Origin of the sequence: Paenibacillus sp. FSL W8-0187 (assembly GCF_037969755.1) — a bacterium.
GTDB lineage: Bacteria > Bacillota > Bacilli > Paenibacillales > Paenibacillaceae > Paenibacillus_AQ.
On record NZ_CP150206.1, the window covers coordinates 2,948,282 to 2,962,699 of the forward strand.

13 protein-coding genes are annotated in these 14,418 nt (G+C 48.1%); 12 read left to right on the top strand and 1 reads right to left on the bottom strand.

The features are described 5' to 3' along the window. Positions 1–19 precede the first annotated feature (19 nt). From MKY48_RS13280 to MKY48_RS13310, 7 genes are all read left to right on the top strand, one after another. Complete coding sequence (locus MKY48_RS13280; protein WP_339293116.1) at positions 20–1,651, top strand: ABC transporter substrate-binding protein; 1,632 nt, start codon at positions 20–22, stop codon at positions 1,649–1,651. Positions 1,652–1,731: 80 nt separating this feature from the next. After that, positions 1,732–2,691, top strand: a complete 960-nt coding sequence (locus tag MKY48_RS13285; protein ID WP_339293117.1) for an ABC transporter permease subunit — start codon at positions 1,732–1,734, stop codon at positions 2,689–2,691. A 14-nt stretch (positions 2,692–2,705) separates the two neighbouring features. Beyond that, the gene (locus tag MKY48_RS13290) at positions 2,706–3,587 is read left to right on the top strand and encodes a carbohydrate ABC transporter permease (RefSeq protein ID WP_339272479.1); all 882 of its coding nucleotides are present in this window, start codon (positions 2,706–2,708) and stop codon (positions 3,585–3,587) included. A 15-nt stretch (positions 3,588–3,602) separates the two neighbouring features. Continuing rightward, entirely contained in the window at positions 3,603–4,730 is a 1,128-nt protein-coding gene (locus tag MKY48_RS13295) for a glycoside hydrolase family 88 protein (protein ID WP_339293118.1), read from the top strand. Between the two features lie 174 nt (positions 4,731–4,904). Next, positions 4,905–5,546, top strand: coding sequence for a copper resistance protein CopC (locus MKY48_RS13300; protein WP_339293119.1), 642 nt, complete (start codon positions 4,905–4,907; stop codon positions 5,544–5,546). Next, positions 5,547–6,635 carry a CopD family protein gene (locus tag MKY48_RS13305; RefSeq protein ID WP_339293120.1) on the top strand — a complete coding sequence of 363 codons (1,089 nt, stop codon included), beginning with the start codon at positions 5,547–5,549 and terminating at the stop codon, positions 6,633–6,635. Between the two features lie 117 nt (positions 6,636–6,752). Continuing rightward, entirely contained in the window at positions 6,753–6,950 is a 198-nt protein-coding gene (locus tag MKY48_RS13310; protein WP_339293121.1) for a GNAT family N-acetyltransferase, read from the top strand. Between the two features lie 108 nt (positions 6,951–7,058). On the opposite strand, the gene MKY48_RS13315 is transcribed toward MKY48_RS13310, so the two are convergent. Continuing rightward, positions 7,059–7,931, bottom strand: coding sequence for an AraC family transcriptional regulator (locus MKY48_RS13315; protein ID WP_339293122.1), 873 nt, complete (start codon positions 7,929–7,931; stop codon positions 7,059–7,061). A gap of 204 nt (positions 7,932–8,135) precedes the next feature. On the opposite strand from MKY48_RS13315, the gene MKY48_RS13320 reads away from it, so the two are divergent. The 5 genes from MKY48_RS13320 to MKY48_RS13340 all read left to right on the top strand — a co-directional run bounded on the left by MKY48_RS13320 (position 8,136) and on the right by MKY48_RS13340 (position 14,293). Beyond that, positions 8,136–10,823: a glycoside hydrolase family 78 protein gene (locus tag MKY48_RS13320; protein WP_339293123.1), complete on the top strand. Its 2,688-nt coding sequence runs from the start codon at positions 8,136–8,138 to the stop codon at positions 10,821–10,823. A gap of 133 nt (positions 10,824–10,956) precedes the next feature. After that, positions 10,957–11,379: a cell wall hydrolase gene (locus MKY48_RS13325; protein ID WP_215154880.1), complete on the top strand. Its 423-nt coding sequence runs from the start codon at positions 10,957–10,959 to the stop codon at positions 11,377–11,379. A 55-nt stretch (positions 11,380–11,434) separates the two neighbouring features. Beyond that, positions 11,435–11,866 carry a spore coat protein GerQ gene (gene gerQ / locus MKY48_RS13330; RefSeq protein WP_339272493.1) on the top strand — a complete coding sequence of 144 codons (432 nt, stop codon included), beginning with the start codon at positions 11,435–11,437 and terminating at the stop codon, positions 11,864–11,866. Between the two features lie 447 nt (positions 11,867–12,313). Then, on the top strand, positions 12,314–13,633 hold the full coding sequence (locus MKY48_RS13335) for a hemolysin family protein (protein ID WP_339293124.1): 1,320 nt from the start codon (positions 12,314–12,316) through the stop codon (positions 13,631–13,633). 162 nt (positions 13,634–13,795) lie between these two features. Further along, positions 13,796–14,293, top strand: a complete 498-nt coding sequence (locus MKY48_RS13340) for a hypothetical protein (protein WP_339293125.1) — start codon at positions 13,796–13,798, stop codon at positions 14,291–14,293. Positions 14,294–14,418: the final 125 nt, after the last annotated feature.

Here is a 14,418-nt window from a genome sequence, read left to right on the forward strand (position 1 = left end):
AAAAGGGAGGCGTCGTGAATTGAAAACAAACCGGAAACGTGTAGCGAGACTTGCGATTTTTATGCTGATTGTGGCTATGATTGCCGGATGCAGCGGAAAAGGCTCGGGGGCCGAGAAGCCTGCCGGCGAAAAAGGTAAGGAAGGAACAGGCGTGGCTGCTAGCGGTGAAACGGGATATCCTGGGCAGCTTACCTATTGGGTATCGCTAAATGGAAACGCTTCAGCAACAATGCAGGATATGAACGGAATTGCTGCATATCAGGAATTGGAGAAAACGACGGGCACCAAAGTGAAGTTCCAGCATCCACCGGCCGGTCAGGAGGCAGACGCCTTCAATATCATGGTCTCGTCAGGCAATTTGCCGGATGTTGTGGAGTACGGATGGGCTAACGTATCAGGAGGACCGGATAAAGCAATTTCGGACGGTTCGATTATTCGCCTGAATGAGCTGATTGAAGAGCATGCTCCAAATGTATCGAAATTGTTGAACGAGCATCCGGAATACAAAAAGCTGATTACGACAGACGGAGGCAACATTTACGTATTTCCGTTTATCCGCGGGGACGAGTATTTGCTGACCTTTAACGGCCTCATAATCCGCCAGGATTGGCTTGATCAGCTAAAGTTATCCGTGCCGGAGACGATAGATGAATGGTATGAAGTATTAAAGGCATTCAAAACCAAGGATCCCAATGGAAACGGGCAGGCGGATGAAATCCCGCTCCTGCTTGATATGGATATGACGGCAATCAATCATGCGTTTGTCGGTGCGTGGGGGATTACGACTGGTTTTTATCAGGTGGACGGGAAGGTGAAGTATGGTCCGATCCAACCGGAATTCAAATCATATTTGGAGACGATGAGCAAATGGTACGCCGAAGGTCTCATTGATCAGGATTACGCGGCAACGGACTCTACGCTAAAAGACGCCAAAGTGACCAACAATCAAGTGGGTGCCTTCTCCGGTTACATGGGCAGCAGCCTCGGCCGTTATTCTGAGCTCATGCTAAAAAGCAATCCGAACGTAGATCTGGTAGGTGCTCCGAATGTTGTATTGAAAAAGGGAGACACTCCAATCCTTGGACAGAAGGATTCGCCATTCAACGGATTTGGCGCGGCCATTACAAAAGCGAACAAGTTTCCAGCGGAGACGGTGAAATGGCTTGATTATAAATACGGTGAAGAAGGGCATATGCTGTTTAATTTTGGGGTCGAGGGAGTCAGCTACGATATGAAGGATGGATACCCGACTTACACAGATGAAGTGATGAAAAATCCGGATGGCCTATCGATCACCCAAGCGTTGTCGAAATACAATCTGGCCAGTTATTCGGGACCTTTTGTCCAGGATCGCCGTTACATCGAGCAGTATTCCGCGCTTCCCCAGCAAAAAGCTGCCATTGAGACATGGATGAAGGCGGAGAATGACCGTTTGATGCCGATTATTTCACCAACGGCTGAGGAAAGCACGCGTTATGCCTCGATCATGAACGATATTAATACCTACTACGAAGAGATGGTCAACAAATTCATTATGGGCGTGGAGCCGATCAGCGGGTTTGATCAATTTGTCCAAACGGTTCAAGGTATGGGCATTGAGGAAGCGCTCCAGATTCAGCAAGCCGCGCTGGACCGGTTCAACAGCCGTTAAGTTGTAGGTGCATGAAGAGGGAGAAGACTTCAGGATTCTCCCTCTAACTGTGAATGATTTTTGTCAGAGGAGGGCATAGGGTGCAGCTTAAGGAAGAGACAAACCACGTTATGATACACAGCAAGCCAGAGAACTTCAGCACAAGAGTTGCGAAGGACTTTCGCCGAAATTCCACAATCTACCTGATGCTGCTGCCGGTGGTAGCGTTTTATGCCGTGTTTCACTACGGACCTTTATATGGACTGCAAATTGCGTTCAAAAACTTCTCGGCAGGGCTCGGCATATGGAACAGCCCGTGGGTTGGATTTCAACACTTCAGCGATTTCTTTAACGGATTTTTCTTTGAGCGGGTGGTTTCCAATACCATCATCCTGGGTGCGTACGATCTCATATTTGTTTTTCCCGCCTCCATTGTGCTGGCGTTAATGCTGAACGAGGTTCGGCATCGCATATTTAAGCGGACGGTCCAATCCATTACGTATATTCCCCATTTCATATCCGTTGTCGTGGTTGTCGGGATGCTGGTGGATTTTTTGTCGGTAGATGGTTTGATCAATCACATCATCACCTACTTCGGCGGAAAACCGATTTCGTTCATGCGGCTGCCGGAATGGTTCCGCACCATATATACCTCATCTGCCATCTGGCAAGGGATTGGATGGGGATCTATCATTTACCTCGCGGCCATTTCCAATATCGATCCATCCCTTTATGAAGCGGCTAAAGTGGACGGTGCCGGCCGCTGGAAGCAGATGCTTCAAATTACGCTGCCCGGCATTTTGCCAACGGTCATCATACTGCTCATCTTGCGGATTGGTTCCTTTATGGCGCTGCAGGATGAGAAAATTCTGATTATGTACAATCCGGTTATCTATGAGACGGCGGACGTTATTGGTACCTATGTCTATCGCAAGGGGATACTGGAAGCGAGTTACAGCTATAGTGCTGCTGTCGGCATGTTTAATTCCCTAATTAACTTTATGCTGCTCATTGGAGCCAATTATCTCAGCAAGCGGTTTACCGACACGAAGCTGTGGTAGAAAGGGGGCATCTCATGCGAACTTCAAAATCTATCAGTGAAGTCCTGTTTGATTCTGCGAATGTCATTCTCTTGTGCTTGCTATCGATCGTCACGTTATACCCTTTCCTATATGTATTGTTTGCTTCGATCAGTACACCGGCCGAATTCGTTCAGCACCGGGGTATCCTGCTGTGGCCCAAGGGCTTCTCGCTGGATTCTTATCGAATGGTATTTGAGAACCCCAATATCATCCGTAGTTACATGAACACGATATTTTATGTGGTGGTCGGCACGACCTTGAACATTCTGATGACGGCTCTCGGGGCTTATGGCTTATCCAGGAAAAACGTGATGTGGAAGAGCACCATCATGATGCTGATCGTAATGACGATGTTTTTCGACGGTGGGCTTATCCCGAAATACCTGCTCGTGAAAAATATGGGTCTGATTGATACGTACTGGGCTTTGATTATTCCAAGCGCGATGACGACATGGAACTTGATTATTATGCGAACGGCATTTCAAGGCGTACCGGATGCGCTCGAGGAATCCGCACGGATCGACGGAGCCAGCGACTGGACCATTTTGTTTCGGATCATTATCCCGCTATCGCTGCCGGTCATTGCGGTGATGGTTCTCTTTTACGGGGTATGGCACTGGAATAAATGGTTTGATGCCCTCATCTATTTAAGGGATCGGGACCTGTTTCCGCTGCAGCTGATCCTGCGCGAGATTCTGATCCAGAACGATACCAGCAGCATGATGACTTCGGTAGGCGGGGGAGACCGGATGCCGGTTGGCGAGACGATTAAGTATGCAACGATTATGGTGGCTACGCTGCCGATTTTGTTTCTATATCCATTTTTACAGAAATATTTCGTGAAAGGCGTCATGATCGGAGCCATAAAAGAATAAGGAGGTAGTTGACTCATGTGGGAGCAAGCCATTATGGATGCGGTAGAAAAAACAAAGAGGAATATTGAACAATTCCCGATGAAGTTTCCTCATATTACGGAAGAGAAGCGTTACGAGTGGGGAGAAAGCAATGACTGGATTGAAGGATTCTATACCGGAATGATCTGGCTGTGCTATGAATATACGAAGGACCCGCTGTTTAAGGAAACAGCAATAGCCCAATTGCAGGATTACAAGCTGCGTCTTGAGGAGAAGCGACATCTCGATCATCACGATATCGGATTTCTGTATCTGCCCTCTGCCTTGGCAGCGTGGATTGTGGATGAACATGAAGAAGGTAAACAACTCGCTTTGGAAGCTGCGGATCATCTGATGCTGCGCTGGCGGGAAGAGGGACAGTATATTCAGGCCTGGGGCCGGAAGGGCGACGAGAAGAACGGTGGTCGCATTATCATCGATTGCATGATGAATATTCCGCTGCTGTATTGGGCGTATGAGCAGACGGGTGATGAGCGATACAAGCGCGTGGCCGTGGCGCACGCGGACAAGAGTCGACGCTACTTAATGCGGGGGGATGATTCGTCGTATCATACCTTTTACTTCAATCCGACAGATGGAACGCCCATCCGAGGAGGAACGCATCAAGGATATCATGACGGCTCAACATGGACGCGCGGCCAGGCATGGGCCATCTACGGATTTGCGCTCTCATACCGCTATACCCGTGATCCGAAATATTTGGATACGGCTTTACGTGCTGCCCGTTTCTTTATCGAATACCTGTCGGAGGATCATGTCGCGTATTGGGATTTTGACGTTCCGATTGAAGAGGGTACGCCTCGCGATAGCTCCGCTTCCGCCATTGCGGCGTGCGGCATGCTGGAGATATTGGAGCATCTGCACGGAGAAGATGACAATAAAGGGCTATTGACAGAAGCCGTTGAGAAGTCGATGATATCTCTGGTAAACCGATATTCTACCATCGGTGAGGAGGGTGAGGAAGGCTTGATCAAGCATGGTTCCTATTACGTCAGAGGTGGTGCGGGGCCTGATGATTATATGATCTGGGGCGATTACTATTACCTCGAAGCCTTGCTGCGACTGACCAAAGGGATACCCGGCTATTGGTATGAGAGAGGTTAGTATAATTGAATCTGTGAAAACTTATTGGGGATGCCGTGCGCTATGCGGCACTCCCTTTTTTGTGTAAAATATCAGAGGATCATTGTTCACAATATACTCATTAGCATTGTCAGAATGTCTTTGTTATGATGAGGAAGATTCAAATTTGAGATAAATGGTTTGGAGGAGATATGTGTGTTGAAACATGTGAAAGCTTCAGTCTTGCTGACCTTGGGTCTGCTGCTAATACTGGTGTTCCCGACTGCAACGTGGGCCCATTCCAAGCTGGAAACCAGTACGCCCGCAGCAGATGCCAAGCTGACGGAAAGCGTGCAGGAAGTAAGCCTGTCATTTAATGAAAATATCGATGAAAACTTGAGCACGCTCAAGATTAAAAATGCACAAGGCGAATCGGTTGAAGTAGCGGAGGTCAAGATCAACCAGAATACCATGCTGGGCACACTGGCTGCACCGCTTCCATCCGGCTCCTATACGGTCGAATGGAAAATCGTGGGCGGCGATGGACATCCCGTGGATGGAACATACGCCTTCGAGGTAGATGCCCCGGAAGCGGAAGTTACCCCGGAGACACCAGCAGGTACTGAAGAAACACCTGCGGATACAGGAAATACACAGGATGAAACAGCACCAGCAGATAACACCGCTGCGGACAACACGGATCAGACGGCTGACCAGAATCAGCAGGCAGACAACACTTCTGCTACCGATACCGAACAATCGGCAGGCAGTGGGTCAACCGTGTGGATCGTCGTCATCGTGATTGTAGCGGTTGTTGCAGGATACTTTGGAATTAGAGCATCACGGAAGAAAAAATAAATGTCTTACTATTGGTTAGGTGAGCCGTTTCTATATTTAGCCTACGCCATGCTGGCAGGCATCACGGTATTGTCCCTCGTACCGAAAGCATATAAGCCGGAAATTTCAGTTCCGGCCTGGCTTGGTCCAGTGGCAGCAGCAGCCATCATCGTATTCGGATTTGTGCCGCTGCTGCAAATCATCATGTTTTTCAAGGATGATATCGGGTTCTGGAAGTCCTTTAACAGCATCATGTTCAAGTTCAGTGAGGGCGAGCGTTACGCCTGGATTCTGGTTCTCTCGATCCTATTGGCGATTCTGACCATGATCGTCCGCCGGAAACCCGGTTCTGTATTACGCTGGCTTATGCCTATTGCCTTGCTGGGCATTGCGGTGGCCATGTCCTCGTTTAACCATGCGGCATCCCTGTTCGATGGCATTGGGCAGCTTGCCTTTTTCGGCCATTTCACCGCGATGGCGATATGGACGGGGACGTTGCTGCTTACAGGATGGTTCAGCGCGGATCAGGAGCGCTGGAGCGCGTTTCTCAGATGGTTTCATCCATTAGCGGTCATCTGCGTCATCGTTGTGATCGGATCGGGTCTGTTCCTGATGACGGCGGTGACGCCGGAGCCCATAAACAGCTGGACGCTGTCCTATGGGCAAGCTCTGCTGGTTAAGCATATTCTTATTCTGCCGCTATTGGTGTTTGCCTTTGTTAATGGTTATCTCGTAAAGCGCAAGCTGCGCCGGGATTCCGGTTATCGTCCAGCGGCATGGGCACGAAGTGAAGGAATTCTGATCTGGTTGATCTATATCGTCACCGGATATATGAACCAGCAACCGGCTCCGCATGAGGTAATCGATACATTGGCCTCCTATGGTCCTGCTGCAACCTTTGTTTGGTTCCATCCCGGGTTTACGATTGGTGAACTGGCATTTACGTGGAGCTGGATAGGAATTCTTAGTCTGTGTCTCGGCCTTGCTCTTCTGTGGAATGTCGTGAACGTATTTCGCAGAAACCAGGCAGCTGCCGTCGGACTGTTAAGCGGCTTAGGCGCAGTTGTGTTGATCTATTGCGGCCTGATGTTCTCGGTTATCGCTGTTTAATATTTTGGAAGTTAACAAGGTCCTTGCTGTTTATGCAGCGGGATCTTTTTTATTGTTGAAAGTGCCCAGTCTTTTCAATCCTTCTGTTACCGGGAGCTGATCGGTGAGATTACGGAAATGTATATTCAGGAGCGGGCGAGAAGGCAGGGGCTGGCGGGCTTGCTGATCGCTTTCCTGGAAGAACAATTGATTGCGCGTGGGGTTAAGACCGTAAAGGTACTTACGGGTCATGATAATCATGCGGCCATTGGAGTTTATGAGAAATCGGGTTATAAGCGGGAGGATGAAGTGTTTCTGGAGAAAGAGCTGAAGTAAAATGATGCACGACTGTGAAATTATGAATTTTATCCATCTTAAGCATGTTGACCCTAGCTTACATCAGGATCATCATGCTTTCTTTATTTGCTGGAATATCTGATCGCTTTACTCAGGATGCTGAACATCGTTCCGGTATTGACCAGGCGTGAGCCCTGTATTTCTCTTAAACACCGAATGGAAAGAATGCATGTCCTTATAACCGACCTTCTCGGCAATTGTACTGATTTTGTCGGGGGTGGTGCGCAGCAGCTCGCGGCTCATTCGAATGCGTACGGTCTGCAGATAGTGATGCCAGCTCTGGCCTGTATACCGGCGGAATAACCGCTGCAGTTGGCGTTCGCTGAATCCGCTGATCTGTGCAAGCTGCGTCAAAGTGAGCTCTTGCATGTACTGCGCCTCCACGTATTGAAGAACATCATGAAAGGAGTAGTGTTGAGGCTCTGATGTCATGGGTTGTGAATGTTCAATGACCCGGTTGAACTCTATGATCAGCTGTAGCAGCAGCGTGTGCAGATAAATGACAGAACCGCTGCCTGGCATGGCATTTTGCTCATAAAGGGAGCCAAAGAGCCTCTCAAAGCGATCATGACGGTCCATAATCGCGTGGTATCCAAGGGATCCATCTTCCATACGTTTCAAAAAGGCTGCCGTATCCGAACCTGATGCAAAAGCAATCAATTTGGGCAGCAGCTGTACGGAGAATATGCAATTGTTCACAATGAGCGGTTTCCCGTTCGCAGCGGTGGGTCTAAATACGTGAGGCATTCCGAGTGGTATATAAAACATTTGACCTTTGCGTACGCGCTGTACCGAGTTCTCCAGGTGATGAAAGCCTTCACCCTCCGCAATATAAGCAATCTCCAGAAAATCATGGTTATGATAAGAGCCTGTAAAATTCTCCACGTTGCGATTCACATACATCAAGGTGTCGTCCTGGAAAAAGGTATCTCCGTAATAGGTTTCCATCGGTCGTTTCATCTTACATGCTCCTTATCGTTAATCGTAGGATAGATGTCCGTTATGCCACATCGAATTGTCCGTTATCCCCATAATTCCACGTTCAGGTTCACTTATAATAATAGTTGAAATAGACACGGTTAGGGAAGCACATATCCCGGATTGCGACCTATAAAACTTGATTGTTGAGTTAACCCTTAATGAAGGTGAACGGAGGAATGTTCTATGTTCAGCGTAACGGATCTACGATGTGAGTATCAGCATAATCCGATAGGAATCGGCGAGGAGCACCCGCGTTTTTGTTGGAAGTTGGTCTCGGACGAAAGAGCAGTCAGTCAAACGGCCTATGAGATTGAGGTTTCGAATGATGATACCTTTGCCAAGCCCCTTTGGACCTCAGGGAAAGTGGCTTCAACACAATCGGTTCATGTGGAATTAAGCGAATGGGGTGTATCGTCTTGCAAGCGCTATACTTATCGAGTCCGCGCATGGAATCAAGCCGGGGAAATATCGGAATGGTCGGATGCAGCCTATTGGGAGACGGGGAAACTGCAAGGGGAGAAATGGGCAGGGAAATGGATTTCGGCACCTAGGTCTTTGCTGCCTGCGGACTCTGCTCATCTACCGCTGCTTCGCAAGAGCTTCAGCTTAAAGTCGCCCATTGCGAAGGCAAGAATATACGCCTCGGCCTTAGGGCTTTATGAACTGGAGCTGAACGGACAGCGGGTGGGAGATGGTTATTTCACGCCCGGCTGGACGAGTTACGATCATACGATTCAGACACAGACCTATGATGTGACGGAGATGCTGCATTCAGGCCAAAACGCGATCGGCGCTTGGCTCGGAAATGGCTGGTACAAGGGACAATTGGGGTGGGAGGATCGGAGAGCGATCTATGGAGAGTGTTTAGCGCTTCTGCTGGAGCTGCATATTACGTATGCAGACGGGAGCGAAGAAGTAATTGCAACCGATTCAAGCTGGCAGTCGGCCAAAGGCCCGATCAAGATGTCGGAACTTTACCATGGTGAAACCTACGATGCGCGACTGGAACTGGAAGGGTTCAGTTCAGGAAATTATAACGCAAATGATTGGTATGGTGTCGAGTTGATCGATCACGTTTACGATAAACTGAAGCCTCAGATTAACGAGCCCGTGAGAGCCGTTCAAACGGTGCAGCCCGTTGAATGTCTGACCACGCCAAAAGGTGAAACCGTCATCGACTTCGGACAGAATTTGGTGGGCTGGGTCCGATTTAGCGTGTCTGGTGACGAGGGCACTGTCTTGACGCTACAGCATGCGGAGATACTGGACTCCGATGGTAACTTTTATACGGAGAACCTCAGAACCGCTAAACAAACGATTCAGTACACGTTAAAAGGCGGCGGGAAAGAAACCTATGAGCCTCATTTTACATTCCAAGGCTTCCGATATGTCCGTTTAGACGGTTTCACGGAGGAGCAGCTGGACCCGGTGGCTTTCGAAGCGGTTGTGCTTCATTCGGATTTTGAAGAGACCGGAACATTCCAATGCTCGGAACCCATGGTGAATCAATTGCAGAGCAACATTCGGTGGGGACTCAAGGGGAATTTCCTGGATGTGCCCACGGATTGCCCGCAGCGCGATGAGCGGCTTGGCTGGACCGGTGATGCACAGATGTTTATTGGTACGGCGGCCTATCTTGCCAATGTGGCACCTTTCTTCACAAAATGGTTATCGGATCTGGCTGCAGAACAGCGCGATGACGGAGCCGTTCCATTCGTTGTCCCGCATTTGCTTGGTGATGAAGCATATGCTTCGGCCGCATGGGGAGATGCGGCAGTCATATGCCCGTGGACGGTATATGTCAATTATGGCGATCGACGGATATTGGAGCGTCAATATAGGAGCATGAAGAGCTGGGTCTCCTACATTAAGGCTCAAGGAGAGAATGAGTATTTGTGGAATACCGGCTTTCATTTTGGCGATTGGCTGGGGCTGGATGCAAAATCAGGCGACTACGTGGGTGCTACGGAACGGGATTTAATAGCGTCGGCGTTCTATTGTTATTCGGTAGAGCTGCTTAAGAAAACAGCCGTCGTATTGGGACAAGAAAAAGATGCTGCCCTGTATACTGAGCTTAAAGAAAAGGTTGTTGCTGCATTTCGTAATGAATTTGTGACCCCGTCCGGAAGGCTAGCGGCTTCGACTCAGACCGCGCATGTGCTTGCCCTTATGTTTGGGTTGCTGGATGAAGAGGCAGAAAAACGGGCAGCGAAACGTCTCTATTCGCTGCTGGAGGAGAGTAGATTTCATCTAACGACAGGCTTTGTGGGCACACCCTATATGAACCATGTATTAAGCCAGCATGGCATGCATGACGCGGCATATAAGCTGCTGCTGCAACGGGACTATCCATCTTGGCTGTATCCGGTTACGAAAGGCGCTACCACGATATGGGAGCATTGGGACGGTATTAAGGAAGACGGCAGCTTCTGGAGCCGTGACATGAATTCGTTTAATCATTATGCATACGGAGCCATTGGCGAGTGGCTGTATCGTACGGTTGCCGGTATCCAAACCGTAGAGGAAGCGCCGGGTTATAAACATATTGTGATTGCGCCTGTGCCGGGCGAAGGATTGACGTGGGCTGAAGGCAAAATCGATACGCTGTACGGAACCGTCCGGTCAAGTTGGGGAATGGAAAGTGGTGGAGCGTTTCAACTGGAGGTATCCATCCCGCCAAATACAACGGCGGAAATCCGTCTGCCAGGTGTTTTTAATGCATCAAGCATTACAGAAGGAGAGGGGATACCTGTAGGCCAAGCGCGCGGGATTCAATCTGCATGTGGTGGGGAAACGGGTGTTGTGATTCAAGCGGGCTCAGGAGAGTATTCGTTCAGATATGTTTATTCCGATCATGCTGTGAAGTCATGAATAGAAGCAGGGAGCTGAGGTTCCTTACCGTGCTGAGTTGTGGTAAGGAACTTTTTTTCTTCTCATATAGTCACATTTATGGGCGAATGCACATACAAATACAAAGTGATCTTAAGGAAGCGAGGGGAACTCTGTGGCAGTCATCAAAACGAATTCGAGTGATGTGGATCTTCTGGCAAGATTGATCCGCGCAGAGGCAGAAGGTGAGGGCGAGCAGGGCATGCTCATGGTCGGGAATGTCGGCGTGAATCGGATACTGGGCAACTGCTTGGATTTTCGAAACATTCGTAACATGAACGATATGGTTTTTCAGAGTCCGGGTGGTTTTGAGGCAACACAGAAAGGCTATTTTTATCAACGGGCCAGGGATCGGGATCGTCAGCTTGCCCAAAGAGTGATCAATGGGGAGCGCATATGGCCGGCGAGTAATGCTCTTTGGTTTTTCCGCCCGGCAGGGGATTGCCCGGCTACCTGGTACAATCAGCAGAACACAGGCCGATTCAAAGCACACTGCTTCTTCACCCCGACATATGCCGATTGCCCGACTGTTTTTTGATTCATGTTATACAACCGCTTAGGCGGGAGTTATAAATTAAAGGAGGAAATTACTTATGTACAATCAAGGTGTGCCGCCTGTGAACTTCATGAATGGAGTCCGTTATCCGGGAGTGCCGAGCCGCGGGACGGCTGGTTATACGGCGAACGTTCCACCGCAGGTGCCTAGCGGAAGCCCAATGACTCCAGGAGGCACTGTTGTTCCGGCCCCGCAATTCGAACAATCTTACGTTGAGAATATTCTTCGACTGAACCTGGGCAAACAGGGAACCTTCTACATGACATATGAAAACAATTCGCAATGGAATGCCAAGGTGTTCACAGGCGTGGTCGAAGCCGCTGGACGCGATCATATCATTATCAGCGAACGGTCGACAGGACGCCGTATCATCCTGCTGATGGTAAACCTGGATTATGTCGTGTTCGACGAGCCGCTTCATTATCAATATCCGGGTGTTATCGGCAACCCGCCTCCGACTGGAAGATAACTTCTAGCAGCCAGCATATGCATAATAACCTTCGTTTACTTAGGCGTAGACGGGGGTTATTTCATTATGTTTTAGATGGAAAATATTCAATTTCGTGCGTTTTTTTCCACAAAGGTGCGTAAATACATCGAATTCTATTAACATGTTGAATGTTTATTCATAGAATATATCAATTCATCGAAAAACGAGTGCTAACGGCTGAGAATCAAATTAAAGCTTATAACAACGCTGATTAATGTCATAAGACAACGTTTGACTGTGTATCGTAGTACTATATAATTACTTATATAGCTTGATGAAGTCGGAATAAGATAAGGAGATGAGACCATTGGGAAGTTGATGCGTAGTCCGAACACGTTGTTATGCTTGATGGCACCACACATTTTTAATAACCGAAGGAGGTGTTCCTATTCGTCATAGCATGCTGTATGGCGGGTAGGAGATCGATTGAGTGACCCCTTACCGAGTTTGATAAGTTTAACCTTGGTATTGATTCTCGTCCTGTTAAATGGATTTTTTGTATCGGCTGAATTAGCTTTCGTTAAAGTGAAAAGCAGCCGCATTGACGCTCTGGTCGAAGAAGGACATAGACGTGCAAAATTTGCGCAGAATATACTGAAGAACCTGGACGGATATATATCCGCATGCCAGTTAGGTATTACCATCGTGTCCATTGGACTCGGATGGATCGGCGAGAGAACGATATCCGCCATGATTACGCCTTGGTTTAATGACATTGGCTGGAGCAATACAGCTGTTCATGCCATGTCCTTGGTATTAGCCTTCATCTTGATTGCACTCATGCACATTGTATTTGGTGCATTGGCGCCTAAGACGGTGGCTGTTCGTAAAGCGGAACAAATAACGCTGTTATCAGCAGGTCCACTGCGGGTATTTTACACCATCATGTTCCCGTTTATCTGGTTTGCCAATGGGCTCTCCAATAACGTTCTCCGCCTATTCCGGATGCAACCGGTGGTTGAGCGGAATGTGCATACCGAGGAAGAACTGCGGGATATGATGAAAGAGAGCAGTGAGAGCGGCCTGATGGATAGCACAGATATGGTATTGGTAGACAACATTTTTGAATTTGCCGATACGACGGCAAGGGAGATTATGATCCCCAGAACAGAAATGATCTGCTTATACAACAATCTTTCATTGGAAGAAAATCTGAAGATCGCAAGCGAGGGGATGCGAACCCGTTATCCAATCTGTGACGAAGACAAGGATCATATCATTGGCTTTATTCACATTAAAGATCTGATGCGCGGATTCGTTCATGACCAGCTTTCCTTGATTCGCCCGATCATTGCTGTTCCTGAGTCGATCAAGATCAGTGATCTGCTGCGAAGAATGCAGCGGAGCAAGACGCAAATTGCCATTCTTATTGATGAATACGGCGGGACTTCAGGACTCGTAACCCTGGAGGACATTATGGAAGAAATCGTCGGTGAAATTCAAGATGAGTTTGACGAAGAGCGCCCGGGCATTGAAAAGGTGGGGGAGGATGAATACTCCATTGATGGATTGATGCTGATCGATGAAATTAATGACCAATTTGGTCTGAACGTGGATACAGAAGACTATGATACTATCGGTGGATGGCTGTCCTCACGTCTTGAGGTGCTGCTCCCACATAAAGGTCAATCTGTCATGTATGAGGATTATCGCTTTGTGATTGAGGAGACCGAGAATAAACGGATCTCGCGGATTCGTCTGATCAGGCAGCAGCAGCAGCTGATTCAGGAAGAAGCAGGTGCGTAAACTGGATATTAGAAGAAGTAGCGACATATTATGCCGCTACTTCTTTTTATTTGCAAAGAGGTTTCAATAATTATATCAAACTGTGAAAAATTAGATACTTTTATGTCGAAACCATGTGTTAAAATATGGATGTTCCTAATATATTGAAAGAAAGGTGATATGATGTCAAAAGTACGCAGTCCTAAACGTATAGCTTCAGCGCTTGCAGTCAGTGTTCTATTAAGTTTATCTCTAGCGGGAGGGGCATACGCGGATTCCGCTGCAGACATTGCACCCGGTGCTTTAACAACTCCGCCTCCAGTGGAATTGAATCTGAATTCTTCTATCAATATTTTAGCCAATAAATATTTGATGAATTATTTTTCTTCAATTGGGAAAGTAAGCAGTACTCAAGTAGGCATAAGCGGTACTACCAGTGCTTCTCAAGCTGTTGATTCTCTGGGAATCAATTATGTTCTTCAACGCTGGACGGGCTCTGCTTGGGTTGATGCGGGAGCTTCATACGACAACGGAACGAATAAGGCCTCGCTGAGCGGAAGCAAAACTTTCAATGTGCAGGCGGGTTATTATTATCGAGCTAAGACGATTCACTGGGTCAATGAGAGCGGTACATATGAAGAAGGGACTTATCACACGAGTTCGGTTTTGGTGGAGCTATAATTCGAATACGGATTTATGAAGGAGTGTCCCAAAAGATCATAGATCTTGCGGGGCATTTTCTTTTTTTTCGTTGAAAGACGCTCCGTGAAGAATCGTCTCACCCATCGATGGCTTATCATCTGCTC